General features: G+C 52.4%; 13 protein-coding genes. 7 read left to right on the top strand and 6 right to left on the bottom strand.

The window, feature by feature from the left end; all coding sequences use genetic code 11:
• Window position 1 precedes the first annotated feature (1 nt).
• Entirely contained in the window at window positions 2-304 is a 303-nt protein-coding gene (locus tag AC6I7T_RS28555) for a hypothetical protein (RefSeq protein ID WP_497791230.1), read from the bottom strand.
• A gap of 545 nt (window positions 305-849) precedes the next feature.
• Here AC6I7T_RS28555 and AC6I7T_RS28550 point away from each other — a divergent pair.
• The 3 genes from AC6I7T_RS28550 (at window position 850) to AC6I7T_RS28540 (ending at window position 2,743) form a co-directional block, all read left to right on the top strand.
• Window positions 850-1,092 carry a DUF1016 N-terminal domain-containing protein gene (locus AC6I7T_RS28550; protein ID WP_497791229.1) on the top strand — a complete coding sequence of 81 codons (243 nt, stop codon included), beginning with the start codon at window positions 850-852 and terminating at the stop codon, window positions 1,090-1,092.
• Between the two features lie 538 nt (window positions 1,093-1,630).
• Window positions 1,631-1,978, top strand: coding sequence for a hypothetical protein (locus AC6I7T_RS28545; RefSeq protein ID WP_497791228.1), 348 nt, complete (start codon window positions 1,631-1,633; stop codon window positions 1,976-1,978).
• Window positions 1,979-2,092: 114 nt separating this feature from the next.
• A complete protein-coding gene (locus tag AC6I7T_RS28540; RefSeq protein WP_497791227.1) occupies window positions 2,093-2,743 on the top strand; it encodes a hypothetical protein in 651 nt (216 codons plus the stop codon).
• Between the two features lie 108 nt (window positions 2,744-2,851).
• Here the strand turns inward: AC6I7T_RS28540 and AC6I7T_RS28535 are convergent, their stop codons facing one another.
• The 4 genes from AC6I7T_RS28535 to AC6I7T_RS28520 all read right to left on the bottom strand — a co-directional run bounded on the left by AC6I7T_RS28535 (window position 2,852) and on the right by AC6I7T_RS28520 (window position 8,910).
• Complete coding sequence (locus AC6I7T_RS28535) at window positions 2,852-5,581, bottom strand: ABC transporter permease (protein ID WP_497791226.1); 2,730 nt, start codon at window positions 5,579-5,581, stop codon at window positions 2,852-2,854.
• Window positions 5,582-5,590: 9 nt separating this feature from the next.
• Entirely contained in the window at window positions 5,591-5,956 is a 366-nt protein-coding gene (locus AC6I7T_RS28530) for a PadR family transcriptional regulator (protein WP_497791225.1), read from the bottom strand.
• Window positions 5,957-6,166: 210 nt separating this feature from the next.
• A complete protein-coding gene (locus AC6I7T_RS28525) occupies window positions 6,167-7,930 on the bottom strand; it encodes an MOSC domain-containing protein (protein WP_497791224.1) in 1,764 nt (587 codons plus the stop codon).
• A 41-nt stretch (window positions 7,931-7,971) separates the two neighbouring features.
• The gene (locus AC6I7T_RS28520; protein ID WP_497791223.1) at window positions 7,972-8,910 is read right to left on the bottom strand and encodes an aldo/keto reductase; all 939 of its coding nucleotides are present in this window, start codon (window positions 8,908-8,910) and stop codon (window positions 7,972-7,974) included.
• A 425-nt stretch (window positions 8,911-9,335) separates the two neighbouring features.
• Here AC6I7T_RS28520 and AC6I7T_RS28515 point away from each other — a divergent pair, with 425 nt between their 5' ends.
• Together AC6I7T_RS28515 and AC6I7T_RS28510 are read left to right on the top strand one after the other, a co-directional pair.
• Window positions 9,336-9,731 carry a nuclear transport factor 2 family protein gene (locus AC6I7T_RS28515; protein ID WP_497791222.1) on the top strand — a complete coding sequence of 132 codons (396 nt, stop codon included), beginning with the start codon at window positions 9,336-9,338 and terminating at the stop codon, window positions 9,729-9,731.
• Between the two features lie 11 nt (window positions 9,732-9,742).
• Window positions 9,743-10,060, top strand: a complete 318-nt coding sequence (locus AC6I7T_RS28510; RefSeq protein WP_497791221.1) for an FG-GAP repeat protein — start codon at window positions 9,743-9,745, stop codon at window positions 10,058-10,060.
• Between the two features lie 124 nt (window positions 10,061-10,184).
• Here AC6I7T_RS28510 and AC6I7T_RS28505 read toward each other — a convergent pair whose 3' ends face one another.
• Window positions 10,185-11,717, bottom strand: a complete 1,533-nt coding sequence (locus AC6I7T_RS28505) for an ankyrin repeat domain-containing protein (protein ID WP_497791220.1) — start codon at window positions 11,715-11,717, stop codon at window positions 10,185-10,187.
• A 489-nt stretch (window positions 11,718-12,206) separates the two neighbouring features.
• Between AC6I7T_RS28505 and AC6I7T_RS28500 the strand changes: the two genes are divergently transcribed.
• Together AC6I7T_RS28500 and AC6I7T_RS28495 are read left to right on the top strand one after the other, a co-directional pair.
• Entirely contained in the window at window positions 12,207-13,553 is a 1,347-nt protein-coding gene (locus AC6I7T_RS28500) for an alpha/beta fold hydrolase (protein ID WP_497791219.1), read from the top strand.
• A gap of 1,027 nt (window positions 13,554-14,580) precedes the next feature.
• Window positions 14,581-16,290, top strand: a complete 1,710-nt coding sequence (locus tag AC6I7T_RS28495; RefSeq protein WP_497791218.1) for a hypothetical protein — start codon at window positions 14,581-14,583, stop codon at window positions 16,288-16,290.
• Window positions 16,291-16,364: the final 74 nt, after the last annotated feature.

Genomic DNA, 16,364 nt, shown 5'->3' with positions numbered 1-16,364 from the left:
GCTACCCTTTAGTTTCCTTCTTGCTATCTGGGTGATGAAGAGTATCCAGCTTATTGTTATTGCTCTCCAGCGGCTTAAGCTGTGCGATTTCGTTGAGTGTTTTCTCTGAGACTTGTTGAATGCTCAAGTTGATCGCATTTAGCATAGGCTGGCAATCGCCACCACTATCTCCGTTACTGCATGAATAATAAACACATCCCTGATTTCCTACCGTGTATGTGTGTACCGTACAGACAGTTTGTGCACGGACTTGTGCAACACAGAACAGCGCTACAGTAGACAGAAATACCATCTTGACTTTCAATGTTATCTCCAGTTAGTAAAAGGTGTTACTACCATTACCAAAATGGAAATTAGCAGTTTTACATTCACAAGTCTATTAAATTCTATCCTCAGTGAATAAATATCAAATCTCGCTTTGTTTAGGGAAAGTCTAGTTGTCTTGTCAACCTGAGAATTCAAGACCCGGTTCTATTCTGCGAGAGCCTGTTATGATTGCCGCTTTTGAGAATTTCCGGTTGAGGTAGGTAGCAGAGCTTAATGCTCTGAAGTTTTTTTTGCAGCAGGATACCAACATGGCACATGTTAATTACGAAGCGATCGCCTGCATCAGTACCGTGTCCGAGAGTACCTGCTCCCACCGCCTTTCAAATTCCTACGGACATTGGTAGCAGGACTCGCCGCAAGATAGATTAAAATCGTTCTCTTCTGCGTCCTGCAAGGTTTGTAATCCACTGTTGATGGTCCGGGACGATTTATACTGGCCTACGAATAAATTCCAATCGATGGTTACTCTGCGAGAACACATGGCCACACGGATGTGCGCTCGATCATCGGGGAAATGAGATTATGACAAAAGCGAAACAACAGCGTGGAATGATTCAATCAACTACTGGCGCCGGGTTGCGAGATCTTCTTAACAATGTTCGCGTCCTGATTCGCCAGAGTCGCCAGCAGGCAGTGCGAGCCATAGATGCAGTTCAGGTACAGACGTATTGGGAGATCGGACGCCATATTGTTGAGTTTGAGCAAGGAGGTGCGGATCGCGCGGAATATGGCAGAGGGCTTGTTCTCCGCTCACAGAAACCTTAGCCAGCGAATTTGGCAAAGGGTTTGATGCGTCGAATTTGTGGTATATGCGCGGCGGGTGGCCCTCAATAAGGTCAACAGCTTTGTCAAGAGTAAAAATGTCCTGTGCGGTGTTGAAGCACCGATATTTGGCCAAGATCGTCGAGGTAAGTGAAAGCTTCTGGTACATTCTCTTGAATCAGTTTCCGGGGGAAGCTACAGCTTCCCACCACCCATCAATACGGACTTGCACTACTCATCATGATTCTGCTTGCGGACATCCAGCCGATGCTGGATGCGAGAGCGCTCAATCAATTCAACGGACTGACTAAGGAACCTTAGTCGACCAGGGCCACCCGCCAGTATCTACGACCACGTTGCAAACTTGATCTACGAAGTGATTCTTCACGCCTCCTCTGTGAAATCTCCAGTAGATCTATGCTGGAGTATTCAACACAGTAGTCTCTGGACCGACCTATTCAATTTCGGTCATTTGAATGGGCAAGCAGGTAATTTCGTGAAGTATAAGATCTGCCGGCTCCTGTACAACGATATCTTGGAAATGAACCGTTTCCTAAATTACAAAGGGGCAGGGACCCTTTGTTTCTGTCTAAATGTCATGGGGTTGGAACTGAGACAAGGAGACAACTACAACGATAGCCGGGCACTGCAAAAGGCGATTCTCATCTGGACAAAGAAAAATTTTGCCCGGGTGCACAATTACGATCCGCACCTCGCTGAAGCCTGCCTCGTGGATGGCATGACCTATGATGCCGCGAACCATAGAATTGTAAGGACGTACCCTCTACAGCTTGGGCAGCATGTCGCGACGAGCGTTTATTTCAATATTGACCCTGCTTCGCCCACAACCGAGAGGTCCGAAGGAGGAATCGAGGCGGCTTCGAATTGAGCAGAAGCCTTGATTGCTCTGCATCGGCAGGTAGCTTAACCACGCGCAACCGCCCATGAAATATTTAGAGAACGGTTTTTCTCTGATTGACTCTGCCCGCTTATTCGGAACTTGATGGATAACCTTTATAACATCACGCTCCTACTCCAAGACCCCTATACACGCGGACGGCAATTTCGTGCCAGTGGCATTCGCAAAAGTTTCCAGTATGTAGCAGCGGAGGAAGCGAGGTATAGGGGAAGGCCAGAGTGGGACACGTGGATCGTAGATAGCCGCGCCAAACTGGACCTCATCCTTCGTGCCACAGGCTTCACTGAAGCTGAGGTTATGGACAAGAAGCAATTCCCGGACTGGCCAACGTTGGGCAAGTATCTCAACACGCTGCCGCTCGACGACCATAAGAAGTTCCTGGCAACGTTCACTTTCGGTCCATGGAAGCAGTATTCCGCTGTGGCGCATGGTGGACCGGAAGGACTTCATGAGATAGGGATGTTTCTGTATCGCGATGGCCATCCGCATGAGGAACGTCCGTTTATTGATGACGCATACAACCGCACCATGTCCCTGCACCTAATGAGGGCGGCCATTCTGCTACTGGCTATTTGCACAGAGGTTCAGGCCGCATACAAGTTCAAGGACAACGCCGCACGCATCAATGAACGGATCATAGAGTCCTGGCAAGCGCTCCAGCCCGCGATGGAAGCGAAGGAGATTTACAACGAATACTACGAGCAACTGATGAAGGACAAGGGCATGATGAAGTAACGCTCCGGCAAAGTAATGTGTATGCGTCGCACATCGTCAGGACGCCAACGAGGAACTCGGTGAGCACACCATCGCCAATGCCCTCACCGACGCAGATCTCCCTCCGCTTTATTCGCATCGTAGTGCCGTCAGCGGATCAATGCGTGATGCTTTCCGCGCAGGCAGGTATCCGGCCAACAGACCAGCGCATACCAGAAGCAGCAACGCCGCTCCTACGCTCAATGGATCGACCGCACTCAAGCCGTAAAGCATATTGCCGACTAGCCGGCTGCCCATCACTGTAAGCGGCAAGCCCACCACGATTCCCACCGTCAACAGCAGCGCCATTTCGCGCATCATCTGCCAGCCCACCTGTGACCGGCCTGCGCCTAGAGCCATGCGGATTCCAATCTCACCGGTGCGTCTCCCTACTACGTACGACATCAACCCGTACAAGCCGATGCACGACAAGAACACGGCCACTAGTCCAAAGAAAGCCGACAACTTCGCAATGATGGACTGGTTGGCATACGAACGCGCCACCAGTTCGTCCATGGTCATCACGTTGGTGATGGGCAGATTGCGATCGATGCTGTGAATTGCCTGCTGCACTTCCCTGGAAATCGCTCCGTAATCGCCGTTGTACCGCACCTCGAAGTCGCCGAAGCCCCATTCACGTTGCGAATAGGGTAGGTAATCGACATAAGAGGCGGACTCATGGATGTCCTCGAACTTTACGTCGCGGGCGATGCCGACCACCAGCACTTGCGACGGATGCTCACCTGGATCGGGAGAACCAATATTGTAAGTGCGCCCGATTGGCGAGAGGCCGGGGAAAAACTTCTTCGCGATGCTCTCGCTGATAATGGCGACGCGCTGCGAACTCGCGGTGTCCTGCGGGCCAAATGCGCGGCCAGCGATGAGCGGGATCTGCATGGTCTTGAAATATGCGTCGCCGACGATGTTGTGCGGGACATTCACCTGGCGGTCGATAGGCATCCCCGGAACGAAGATCATCGAGTTCCAGCTTCCTTCGTGAAATGTGAAAGCGGAAAAGCTGGCCGCTTCGACTCCGGGTAAGGTGTTTACGCGGGCTTCAATCTGCTTGAATACGACATTGAGCCGCGGATCGTCGTCCTTGTATCCGGTCGAGGTGGAATCGATATCCATCCGCAGCACGTTGTCCTTGTTGAAGCCCATTCCTGCACGACTCAGGTTAATGAGGGTACGCAGAAAGAGTCCTGCTCCCACCAGCAGCACCAGCGAGAGCGCAACTTGCGAAGCGACAAGAATTTTTGCGAGTGGTGAATGCGATACCGCCGGAGCGGCGCCTGATCCGCTCTTCAGCGCGCCTGTCAACTCCAGGCGCGTGGCACGCAGACTCGGCAGAGTTCCGAATAGCACCGCCGTGCACACCGTTACCACGAAGGTGAACCCCAGCAGCCGCAGGTTGAGCGAAACATCCAGAGGAATTGCCTGCTGCCCGTGCGGAAGCATCGCCAGTAAAACATGATTTGCAACGGCCGCAAACGCGATTCCCAGCGCTCCGCCTGCAAAGGCTAGCAATAGACTTTCCGTGAGTAACTGCCGCATGATGCGCGTCCGCGCCGCACCCAGCGCTTGCCGCACCGCCAGTTCGCGCGCTCGCGCCGTAGAGCGTGCCAGCAGCAGGTTGGCGATATTGGCGCACGCAATCAAAAGCACCAACGCCACAATCACCATCAAAACTCTAAGCGGTTCGGAGTAGTCGCGCCGCAGATAAGAGAGACCCCGCTCCATGGATTTCAGCGTCACGTGACTCTTGTTCAATCGCGAGAGATTTTCCTGATTGAGTTTGGCGTCCGGAAAACTCAACAGGATCTGCCGGAATAGCACGTTTACGTTGGCCGTAGCCTGCTGAACGGTGACGCCAGGCTTGAGGCGGCCAATGATATAGAGCGACTCCTTGAAATTATCTTTATACCCTCCCCACCCCGGAGGAATCAGTGCGGTCATGGAGAGCGGCGCGAATGCGTCCGGAGAGTCGCCCACCATTGTGCCGAAAAACTCCGGCGGCGTAACTCCCACGATCTCGAAGACCGTGTTGCCGAGTTTCAGCTTGTGCCCCAAAATCGCCGGATCGGACCCAAAACGCCTCTTCCAAAAAGCGTTGCTGATGACCACGACAGGATGATCGCCTTCGCTGGAATCATCGCTCTCATTGAGTACACGGCCGAGTTGCGCCTCGACTCCAAGCGTCTGGAAGTACGTGCCCGAAACCGTCTGCACGTCGATCGGCTCCGGATCTTGCCGGCCATCCACAAATCCATGCGGGTGGTTGGTCATGCTGTAGTAAGCGGCAGTGTCGGAGAATACTGCGTTCTTCCGTTGAAGCTGCCGGTAGAACGGGTACGAATAAAGTTGTGTGGTCGCGAAGCTGTCGGTAATGCCGCTTGGATCTTTGTCGCCAAGTTTGAAAAGTTGCTGCGGATCGCGCACCGGAAGCGATCGCAACATCACTGCATCGATGAAGCTGAAAATGGCAGTGTTGGCCCCAATCCCCAGCGCCAGGGAGATAAGCGCCACCACCGTAATCGCAGGCGTGCGCAGCATGGAACGCATCCCGTAGCCTGCATCCTGCAGAAACGTCTCCAGCCAGTTCCATCCCCACGCCATATGGCACCTCTCATGAATACGCGTGATATTGCCGAACCGCCGATACGCCTCCCGCGTTGCTTTCTCGGGCACGCCCCAGCGCTCAACCTGTTGCTCCCGTCGCAGTTCCAGATGAAGACGCAATTCTTCATCAAGCTCGCGCCGAAACTCGTCGCGATGAAGAAACATGTGCAGCCGTCTTTTCCACTCGCCGGCAAAGCTCATCGCTCCTCCTCACACCGTCTCAAGCACTCGGGAAATAGCCCCCATCACTCGCTCAAATTGCGACAGCTCAATGCGAAGTTGTTTCTTTCCGTCGGGCGTGAGCGTGTAGTAGCGCGCGCGCCGGTTCCCCGCCGTCACGCCCCACTCCGCTGTCACCCAGCCCTTGATCAGCATCCGCTGCAGCGCCGGGTACAACGAGCCCTCCTCGACTTGAAGCACCTCAGAGGAGGAGTTCTGAATGTATTCCGCGATCTCGTATCCGTGCAGGCGGCCACGCACCGCGAGCGTCTTCAGGATTAGTAAGTAGAGAGTGCCTGGCGGAATCTCGTCCCGTTCACCTCGGGAACTAGAATCGCGCCGTATGAGGGCAGTCATAAGCCATGGACCTCCGCCACTGGCATAGTTTAGCTATGCCAGTCTCCACTTGTATGCACAGCTTGTCAAGGCTTTTGTGATGGGATACTGATTACCGCGAAAGGATGGTGTCTATCGCTCTTACTCCACCTTCAATAAACCTCGAAACCTCTGTAAGATCAGCTTGCCTTATACGAAGAAGCATACCGGGTGCATATCTTGGTCTAGGGATCACAGGTCTAGATCGACCTGCGATTCGGGAGTCGAACAGCAGATCAAAGCATTGCCCGTAGCAGGCTGGTCCAGTGGCTCGGGAGAATAATTCAGCTGGCCACTCAGGAGTCCGCACTCACACATGTGGCAAACGCCCGTCCGGCAAGACCATCTCACCGGAATGTCGCAGGCCTCGGCAAACTCCAGCAAGCTCTTGTACTTCTTGTCCCATGGCACAGACAAACCACTACGAGTGAAAGATACAATCGGCCCGTCTCCGGAAGATTGAAGTGGGAGATGCGGAGTTCCCCTCCCTGCCTTCACCACACCAGGTTCGATTGAACTCATTGCGCCGAATACTTCCTGATGTATCGTCTCTCGCGAAACACCTAGAGAAAGCAGATATCCATTCACGTCCTTGAGAAATCCAGTGGGGCCGCATAGATAGAAGTCAGCTTCCAGCGGAATACCAAGCCCTTGTAAGTTCGCAAAATTCAAACGCCCCTGAATATCGAAGTCTTTCCCAAGTCGATCTGTCGCGTCCGGCTTACTATAGGCAATGACTGAGCGGCTTCCGGCAAGGGTACCTAATAACTCCCGCGCTTCTTGAATGAAGACGTGCTCCCTCAAGTTACGCGCGGAATGAATCCACCACACTTTCCGCGAAGACGCGGCATCCTCAGAGGCGAGAGCATGCAGCATACATAGAACAGGAGTAACACCAATCCCGGCACTTAAGAGCACAACAGGACGAACCCCTGAGCGCAACACAAAGTCGCCGCGTGGCGCACTAACTTCGATCGTATCGCCTGATTGCGTCGCGTCTACAACATACCTGCTGCCTGGACCGGCATCTCTTTTTACGCTGATGCGATATGCCCCGGAATCTGACGCGCCTGAAATCGAGTAGCTGCGTATAACCGGCCGCGAATCTCCCTCAGGATGAAGCCGCAACACAAGATGCTGACCAGGAAGCGCAGCTGGAAGAGACGAGCCATCCGGAGACTCCAGCAAGATTGAAGTTACTTCACTTGTCTCCCGATGAATTGCCCGCACACGCAGCGGCCGGAAGCCGTTCCACAAAGGCTCAGCTGGAATGGATGAGGTGAGCCCCGCATTTCCATTGTGGACACCCTTTTCCTCTGCTTTCAACAGCTCTTCAAAAGAACTCTTCCAGCCACGACTTAGTGCAGGAATAGCTAAGGCAATCGCAATGCGCTCAGGATTGTGATTCGAAAGATAGAGCAAGGAGTCAGCCTCTGCGACTGTAACTCTTCCCTGCCCCTCCACGATCTTCTGAATCTCATCCCCCGCACCGACCTCGCCTTCTTCAATGACGCGAAAATAGAATCCGGGCTTCCGGTGCGAGACGAGCAGGGCTGGCATCTGCGGATTGTTCATCCGAATCCCCAGCCGGTAGCAGGTGACGCGAGGCTGTGACACTTCAAAGACCGCTGTGCCGATCCTGTATCGATCACCGATACAGACCTCATCATCCAGAAGTCCTTCGACGGTAAAATTCTCTCCAAACTGTCCGTACTCAAAATCGTTTCGGTTGAGAACCTTCTCCCAATACCGGTAGGCGTCAAGCTGATAGACCATCACGGCGCGGTTTTCGCCGCCATGTCCTTCGAGATCTCCCTGTCCGTCGCCATCCAGATTCAATCGCCGGACAAAAATGCGTTGCGGCACGGAGCGCTTCCAAATTGCCGTGCGGACCAGCCTTCCTTGCCATTCGACTTCGCGCGGAAGTCCGACATTGACTGAAACCAGCTTTGCCATGCGCCCTCCATTTGCGGGTAAAGACAACAATCTCTACAACATCATCGAACTTGTGGGATGAAACCCGGGACACCTGTCTGCACCACAGAATTGAGTCTTTGTCTCGTTTGAATGCGATTGATCTCCTCAAACGCATCGTCAGGAAGAGAGGAAATGTCGAAATTCTCTCGCGCGCGAGCCGCTGTCTTAGGCGTTGTGAGCACGGCCGTGCCGCGCTGCACCGCCCATGCCAGCAAAACCTGAGCCGTCGTCTTCCCAACTCGCGCGGCAATTGCCGAAATCACTGGATCTTCGAGTAGCCCTGGCTTCATTCCGTGACCTAAAGGCGCGAAAGCCAAAAGCACAATACCTGTCTTTTTGCAGAACTCCAAAAGCTCCGTCTCCGGCAGATATGGATGCGCTTCGACTTGGACCGCCGCAGGCTTGATTCTCGCGGATTCATAGATTAACAAGAGCTGATCCAAGGTTATGTCTGAAAGTCCGATGGCCCGGCATATGCCTTGGTCGACAAGATCTTCCATCGCTCTCCAGGTATCGAGCAAAGTTACACCCTCGTCGTAGATGACATTGCCGTCTTGATCCCGAGGATCCTGTTCCTCTCCTGACTGAAATGCAAACGGGGTATGGATGAGATAGAGATCCAAATAGTTGAGCCTGAGTCTCTCCAGACTCGCTTCGAAAGCCGGTTTGACGCGCTCGGGATGATGATTCGTGTTCCACAACTTCGTTGTCACAAAGATCTCTTCCCGCGCAATTCCTCCAGAGGCAAGTCCTGTTTGCAACGCCTCGCCTACCTCGCGTTCGTTCCGGTATCGCTCCGCGCAATCGAAGTGACGAAATCCAGCTTCCAGTGCGTCCCTCGTTGCAGTTATCGTCACAGCCGGATCGGGAATCAGGGTGCCAAAACCGAGTGCAGGCATATTCCCGCTTCCGTTGTTGAGCGGCATTCTCTTCAGCCGAAGATCGGAAGATTCAATCATGGAGACCACCTCTGCATTGCTTGCATCCTACATTACCCCGGACTCAAAGACTTAAACGATAGGCTTTGCTTGCTAAGTGCTACCTTGCCCTTCAGGATTAACCGGCCCCGGTTCTGTAGCTGCAGCGTTGCCAGGCTAATTAAGCAGGAAAGAACTGGACTGTGTCTAGTGGACGAAGGTATCGACTGTATCTTTCTCTGAATAAAGAATGAGCTGGCAGACCGATACTCCACTCGGAAAGTTCATCCATCGAGTATCTGGAAACACATCCTTTTTGGGCAGAGGTGTTCTGCACCGCATCCAACGGAGAGAGCAGGCTGAGTATTTGTCGCATCACACTGTCTTGGCTAAGCTCGTCAGCGATGAGGTGCACTGGCGGGATAACGAAAATAAAGTGTAGAGCTAACAGTGTAAGAGGAGGTTGTATGGCAGGCACTAAGGCCCTGATTGAGCAGGCGTACTCTGCATTCAATAAGCGGGACATCGATGGCGCATTAGCACTTATGACGCAAGACGTGAGTTGGCCTAAAGCTTCGGAGGGTGGCAAAGTTGTCGGGAAGGAAGAGATCCGCGCCTATTGGACTCGACAGTGGGGCGAGTTCGATCCCCATGTCGAACCGCTCGCAATGACCGAGGGAGATGGAGGTAAAGTCGCCGTCAGGGTGCACCAACTCGTCAAGAGTCTTCAAGGGGATGTTCTTGCAGACGGAGAAGTTTTTCACGTATTCACCGTAAACAGAGGTCTCATCGCAGCCATGGACCTTGGGGGAGAGGACGATCCAACTATTGGTCCGTCAGCCGCATTCGCACATCGGTCCTGATGGAGACTATCGTGTCCAAGCCTATTCTCCACCTACGTTTCAAAGCTAAGAGGATAGGCTTGCTAGGGTGGACGTTGTTTGCAGCTGCGTTCTTCTCCCTGGCGCAACCCGCATCAACGCCGGTCCTGCGTTCATTCGATTACGTTTTGTTACTTGAAGAGAAAGCCGAAACCTCAGCAGGCGTGAGCGTGGGAGACCTCAACGATGACGGACTACCTGACATCGTTCTTGGTAAAGGGCGGCATTGGCCTCTCTTCAATCGCGTACTGTTGAACGATGGCCATAGCAGCTTTGACTGGTGGCCCACTCAAGCCAACCAGACCTGCTGATAGGCTGTTCCTCCCTCCTCGATGAGCGATAAAGCGCCTGTCGGCAGCCATTAACGTTCCGCGCTGTTCATACTGCACGGAACGTCAATAGAGAACCCTGACCAGTTTTTGTCAAAGCTGGACGTTATGCCACATGACTCCGGAGGATCTCCAGAACCTCATCGGTAGCTTCCAGAGGCCGCTCTGGCTGAGGGATAGTTGCTCCTGCCGCAAGCAGCGCATGAGTAACACCTGGGTAGTCTCCCCGGTCACGGTGCCAACTATGTAAGGAACCGTGTAGAGCCCAGGCAAGCGGAGTACCTCCATGCTCATTTTCGGAAACATCCAGTAAAGCGTTGTGATCCAGAAGTGTGCGCACCATGGCGAGATTGCCGTGCCATGCAGCATAGTGCAACGCTGTCTGGTTGTTGTCCATTGCTGCGTTAACCGGCCAGCCCGCCTCAACGAGTAACTTCACCGCACGATCATTATTGCGGATGGCGGTGCCAATGAGGCGACGAGATGCGTTGGCTGTCAGGCGCGCGAAGAGATTCGGATGCTTCTGAAGTATTTGTTGGAACATGGCCTCGTCACCGAACTCCGCAGCCTGAAGAAGACGGAGCCAGACTGGAGACCGTTGCATGAGAAGCTCGAACACTGCCTTGTGGCCGAAGTCCATAGCAACCATATGTGGCGTTTTGGTCCACCCAAAGCCGTAGATGTAAATGCTGCCGCCGCTTTTAGGGTTTTGTTTAGGAAAGTATCTTTCGGTGACGGTGGTGCGGATCGTTTCCGGATCGTCGTTGAGGGTGCTCTCAACAAGACTGAGATCTCCAATTGCACAGGCAGCGAGGATATCGGCCTTTGCGCCGCGAGAGATCAGATAGCTTGCGATATCGTGTCTGTAGGGTTCCCGCCATTCCAGGTGCTGCCGCTGGCACACCATATACTGCGTTGCAGTCGATTCGTGATCGATGTCGCGAGCGTCAATCTCTGCGCCATGGTCGAGTAGTAGAGCGGCAATCTCAATGGAGGCCGCAAAGTGGAGCGGCAGTTGGCCGTCACCCGCATGAACAAGTTGAGGCATATCTGTCAGCAACTCACGAACCCGGTCAACCATGCCGAGCCGAGCAGCCGCGTGAATATCGACGATGGCTCCGCAAGAGATCAGATAGCTTGCCAGCTCCGAATCAGCGGAATCGAGCACACCGAAACCGCCCGCCCACCAGCGCGAGCGTTCATTGATGTTCGCGCCAGCGTCGAGGAGGATGTCGATGATCTCGCGATTGTTGTGGTGGACAGCTGCAATGATCGCGGGCGCGTCGAAATCATATCCGGGAAGAGGCTCGTTGATTTGCGACTTCAGGGAAGGGTGACGAAGCAGAACATTTCGAACCAGCGAAGAATCGTTTGATTTGAGAGCTGCAGTCAGTGCTTCAAGCGAATTTCCTGAGTTAGCTTCCAGGTCCAACTTGAGGGCTGGCCACGTCTCAAATCCATGCTCCCGAGCTATTACATGGAGTGCGTCGGCAAGTTTCGGTTGTTGCAATGTCACGCCAACCGCGGCGAAACGGGATAATGCAGGAGCATCGGACTTAAGAACCTGCCGAAGCAGCTTGCGAGCTTGGTTCTTAAGATGTTCGAGGTTGGGGCGCGCAGGAAGTTCGCGTAATGACATGACTCACTCCTTCTTTGTCAGCCCGTGATCCGCTTCATCAGGCGAGAAGAGAGTGGATTGTAATGAGCCCAAAACAAGAAGGCGGGATAATCCCTTTCCGCGGACGGGGTGCACCCCTCTGTGTGCTGTCTCATATTAGCAGGATGGTCTTGGGCGGTCCAGGGAGTGAGAGCTGGAAGATGAAGGCAAGAAGCGGAGAACCGCGATAATCGGCGATGGAGGAATCATTATCCTGCTTCTCTATAACTTGCGGTATGTTTATCTCATTATCCAGAGAGTGTGTGTGCTAACTCCAACAGCATTGGACCTAAGACAAGCTTCCTTCATGGGATTTTCCCCACTCAAGCCAATGGCATGTTTGAATAGGCCAACAACCGAGGTATCGGCTGCTATCTTTTCTCTTGCCAAACTCCCTATGTAGCATTCTACTATACCAACGGCTGAGATTTTGAATTAACGCCCGCCTTCAAGGCATTCAAGGAGCTATTCATGAAGCTGCGACTAGAGCTGAATCGGAAGACGTTATGGATATATGTGCTCGCAATCTTCTTTGCAGGCAGCCTCTATGCGCAGGACATTACCGGCAGTTGGCAGGGCACAATCACCTCCCCACAGGGCAAAGCGTTTCGCCTGATTATGCAGGTCATACACGATGACAGCAGAGCGTTAAAGGCAAAGATCTACAGCATCGATCAGAGCCCTGAGGCGGATTGGGCGGACTCCATTACCCTGCAAGACTCCACCGTAAAATTTGTGATCGGCATGATACAGCTTTCCTTCGAAGGTAAGCTCAGTCCTGACGGCAACTCCATTACTGGCACATTGACACAAGGCCCGCCGATTCCTTTAACTTTCCAGAAGTCCACCAAGACGACCGCATGGCCCTTGCCCTCCGATCCTTCGTCCCATACCGTGCAGTTCATCACTGTCGAGCCCGGCGTCAAGCTTGAGGTACTCGACTGGGGCGGCACCGGACGCCCTCTCGTCTTCCTCGCCGGTCTGGGTAACACGGCGCACGTCTTCGACTCCTTCGCGACAAAATTCGTCGGCAAGTACCACGTCTACGGAATCACCCGTCGCGGCTTTGGCGAGTCCAGTTATCCCACGCCCAGTGGCGACAACTACTCCTCCGACCGTCTCGGCGACGATGTTCTTGCTGTCCTCGCCGCGCTCAACCTACAGAAGCCCGTTCTCGCCGGGCATTCCATCGCGGGAGAAGAGCTGAGTTCTATCGGCAGCCGTCATCCCGAGAAGGTTAGCGGACTTATCTATCTAGACTCCGCCGGGGCCTACGCCTTCTATGACCATGCTCGCGGCGACCTGCAACTCGATATGCTCGACACACGCGACAAGCTTGAGCAACTCCTCCCCAGCGGAGGCGATCCAACCGGCCAACTGCAAGCAACCGAAGCGCTGCTCGCCAGCCTGCCCCAACTGGAAAAGGATCTTCAGAATCAACTAAAGCTGCTGCGCGCCATCTCGCAGCCCACGGCAAATCCCCCGTCGCCGCCATCCCCGCAACCGCGCGCCGCAAGCGCCTTCTCCGCCATCTTTAGCGGGGAGCACAAATACACAGAGATCAAAGCACCCTGTCTTGCCATCTTCGCCGTACCGCATGATTCAAGCGCCATCCTCCCCACGGACGCCGCCCACCACGCCGCAGCGTTAGCATTCGAACTCGAGAGAAGCACCAACATATCCAATACCTTCGCAGCAGGAGTGCCCTCAGCCAAAGTAGTCCGTCTGCCCAATGCTAATCACTACGTCTTTCGCTCCAATGAAGCCGAAGTCATCCAAGCTATGAGCAACTTCCTCGACCAATTACCGCAACACTGAAAAACTATGCTTGCCCGGACCATAGGTATTCCGCTTAGCACCGACGCAGTACTTGCACAGGCGATAACCCTGCCGACTCTTGAAGCAGCAGGTTAATCCCTCCTAAAGCATCAACAGCTCCGGGCCTATCGGCAGGAAAGCGTGCTTCCTCTTATTGGTGTCGATTCGAGGTTCTGATTGTCTGCGCCCTCATAAGAATAAGATTAGCTAAGCTAACTTAGCAAACGTCATTGGGGCGAGAGCCGATAGTTCCCAGAGTATCGTAGTAGCATAATGCATCAGCCCATTTCTCCATTATTGCTCACTTGACGCAATTCAAGATTGCACCTGGGCTATGCGGACGAATAGTGCCCTAAACTAATCAATCATCCTAAATTTACGAAAGAGCACAGAACTGATTGGAATGAGGATTGCGATTTTGCGCTGCTCAACAGACAAATTGATATTGTAAAAATAGATTTGTAAACCAGTGATAATTTGCCACCTAGAAAGTCGACAAGTGGGTCGCTTACTGATACCTATCGTTAGTTATAGCTCTGCAACTACTCACTATGCGGGTTCTGAAATTCATACGATGTCTAAAGAGTTTGAGTGCTCCCTAACCCGCATTATTCATGAATAGCTGTCGGTCTCTGAAAAGCAGCAATGATGCACTTCTTTCGATTCCAGGATTTTGACCGCCAAACAGTCTGTCAGTCGCGACCGGATGCAAAAACAGGGCTCAAGTGTGCATAGGAAGCGGGTTTCCGAGAATCCAGCTCCGAAATTCATGAATAATGCAGGCTAAACTTCACCATATAGTTTATTGCATTATTTTGGTTCAAATATTCCGAACTATCGTATCTATACTGATAAAGTTGAAAGGGTCCCCAATCTTCTTGTTCTTACCCGAAAGAAAAGTAGTATCCGCCTTGAGATTTCTTGACAGTCAACCACAGGAACGGCATAATCCGTAGGTTCTCAAACTCGATCCTAAAGTGGCTGGCATCCTACTCCGAAATTAAGACGTACTGAATCTACGACCCCAATGATTGATCTTTTCAAATTATCCAGTGTGGCCCGGGTACTGGCGGATCAAACGCAAGCATCCTTAAAACCAAGCGATCGCAATAACCCTCGCGCCTATGCTGCACTCCATCAACCTTTCCATGATCGTCTTTTAGACGCCTGTGTTCGAGTAAAGGATAATCCGAAGGGGATACCCGAGGCGCTCTTTGTGGCATTTCCTGAGAGACTCATGGGGAAGATTGCATATATCTGCGGTGATACGCGAGCTCTTCCTCCAAACAAGCGTGACAACCCGTTTACTTTGAGCACAGTTTCAGGATTGTTGCGCCAATATGATGAATTGGGAAAGGATTGCCGTTTCGCAAATCTTACCTCCAGGGAAATCTTCAATTCAATCAAGGAAGTTTTATTATGCCATGGTCTTAGCCCGATTGGAGACTCAATAGCTCTGCTCGCAGATATTGGTCGCGCATACCGTGGATCGTGGGTCACGGGTCTACCCATGCGAGTAATGCTTGCCGACATCTCGTGGATGAGCTCTAACCGATCCATTAAACAATTTATGTCCTTAAAAAGCGATGATATCGACACTGGACTCCGTGTTTGCCTAGATAAACGCCAACGACTCTATGAAGCGCTAGGGATGCTTGTCGATGTCCACGAGATTCTGCCGTATGCTAGAGCAAAAAAAATAAATGGGAAAAAGCTGCAATTAATTAGCAACCGATACAGGGAACTGGCGTCTTGCCTTTGGGGAGAGGCAGCATTGGAACGCATCGATCCTAACTACAAACGCCTCATAGATAAATCTCTCGATACAGCCGCATTCAGAGCAGATGGACAAATCCCTCAGCATATTCGGGTTATGGGACAGTTTCCTGGGACTCTTTCTGCAATTGAATCCGCACTGAAACCCCATCTGGAGATACTAAGGGCTATAGCGCAACAGTTCAGTTCATTCGACAGCGAGATCTTTACCTATTTTTTTGCTCAGTATTATGCACAAGATGAATATTGCGGTACAAGATTGAAGATTGCTCCGATTACGGAACAAAACTTTGATGAGCCGTTTGAACGGCTTGATCCATACTTCCGAGCATGGGGAGAAGGACATAGTGCTGCCGAAATACAGGTAAGTAGTGGAGCGCAGCGCTCAGACCCGCAACTCTCTGCCGTTTATCTTCCGCAATATCAGATCGGACGCCTGAAGGTGCTACCATACACACCTCTTTCTCTAGATGCCCTGAAAAGAGAGGAGCGCGATCATGAATCGTTGCGACTTGAGTTGATCATGCTCGACGGCCACTATAACAATAAGAATCGAGTGAAAGACTTGTTCGCAATTATGCCAATTGCACAACGCAACCGCGTAATGGCTGATTTAGTTAGTTTCTTTTCGCTCTTAGCGCATAAGTTCTCTTCGGAAGATATTGACCCTATTACGGACGCGGCAGGAATGCCGCCTTTTAGAGAAGTCTTAAGAGACCTCAATGCCGATGCAGCTCGTTACTTCGAGATGGAGAGTGAGGCTCGTACTGCTGACGATGTACGATCCCTTTGGGAAACCTGGCTTCAGAACCTTCCGATTGATCCTGAGCCGGGCTACAGACCTACCCATGTGCAGTTGCTTTGCCTAGACGAAGGAGATTGGAACGCCGACTTGCTGACAGCTGCTGCGACGATATGTGAGATCGCCTGTATTGTCTATCAGCGCTTTCTTACCGTTTAACCTATTATCGGCTTAAATAAGACAGGAAATTATTTTAAAAATGACTGTGTATTCGTCTGGTAAGTTGTCGGGAC

Source organism: Humiphilus diazotrophicus, from assembly GCF_059726315.1.
The sequence above is the reverse complement of the archived record's forward strand: the minus strand, read 5'-3'. Positions and strand labels throughout refer to the sequence as shown.

Excerpts from the sequence above, each read along its gene's own strand:
- AC6I7T_RS28550 (WP_497791229.1), top strand. The coding sequence starts at position 850 with ATGACAAAAGCGAAACAACAGCGTGGAATGATTCAATCAACTACTGGC.
- AC6I7T_RS28545 (WP_497791228.1), top strand. The coding sequence starts at position 1,631 with ATGAACCGTTTCCTAAATTACAAAGGGGCAGGGACCCTTTGTTTCTGT.
- AC6I7T_RS28540 (WP_497791227.1), top strand. The coding sequence starts at position 2,093 with ATGGATAACCTTTATAACATCACGCTCCTACTCCAAGACCCCTATACA.
- AC6I7T_RS28535 (WP_497791226.1), bottom strand. The coding sequence starts at position 5,581 with ATGAGCTTTGCCGGCGAGTGGAAAAGACGGCTGCACATGTTTCTTCAT.
- AC6I7T_RS28530 (WP_497791225.1), bottom strand. The coding sequence starts at position 5,956 with ATGACTGCCCTCATACGGCGCGATTCTAGTTCCCGAGGTGAACGGGAC.
- AC6I7T_RS28525 (WP_497791224.1), bottom strand. The coding sequence starts at position 7,930 with ATGGCAAAGCTGGTTTCAGTCAATGTCGGACTTCCGCGCGAAGTCGAA.
- AC6I7T_RS28520 (WP_497791223.1), bottom strand. The coding sequence starts at position 8,910 with ATGATTGAATCTTCCGATCTTCGGCTGAAGAGAATGCCGCTCAACAAC.
- AC6I7T_RS28515 (WP_497791222.1), top strand. The coding sequence starts at position 9,336 with ATGGCAGGCACTAAGGCCCTGATTGAGCAGGCGTACTCTGCATTCAAT.
- AC6I7T_RS28505 (WP_497791220.1), bottom strand. The coding sequence starts at position 11,717 with ATGTCATTACGCGAACTTCCTGCGCGCCCCAACCTCGAACATCTTAAG.
- AC6I7T_RS28500 (WP_497791219.1), top strand. The coding sequence starts at position 12,207 with ATGAAGCTGCGACTAGAGCTGAATCGGAAGACGTTATGGATATATGTG.
- AC6I7T_RS28495 (WP_497791218.1), top strand. The coding sequence starts at position 14,581 with ATGATTGATCTTTTCAAATTATCCAGTGTGGCCCGGGTACTGGCGGAT.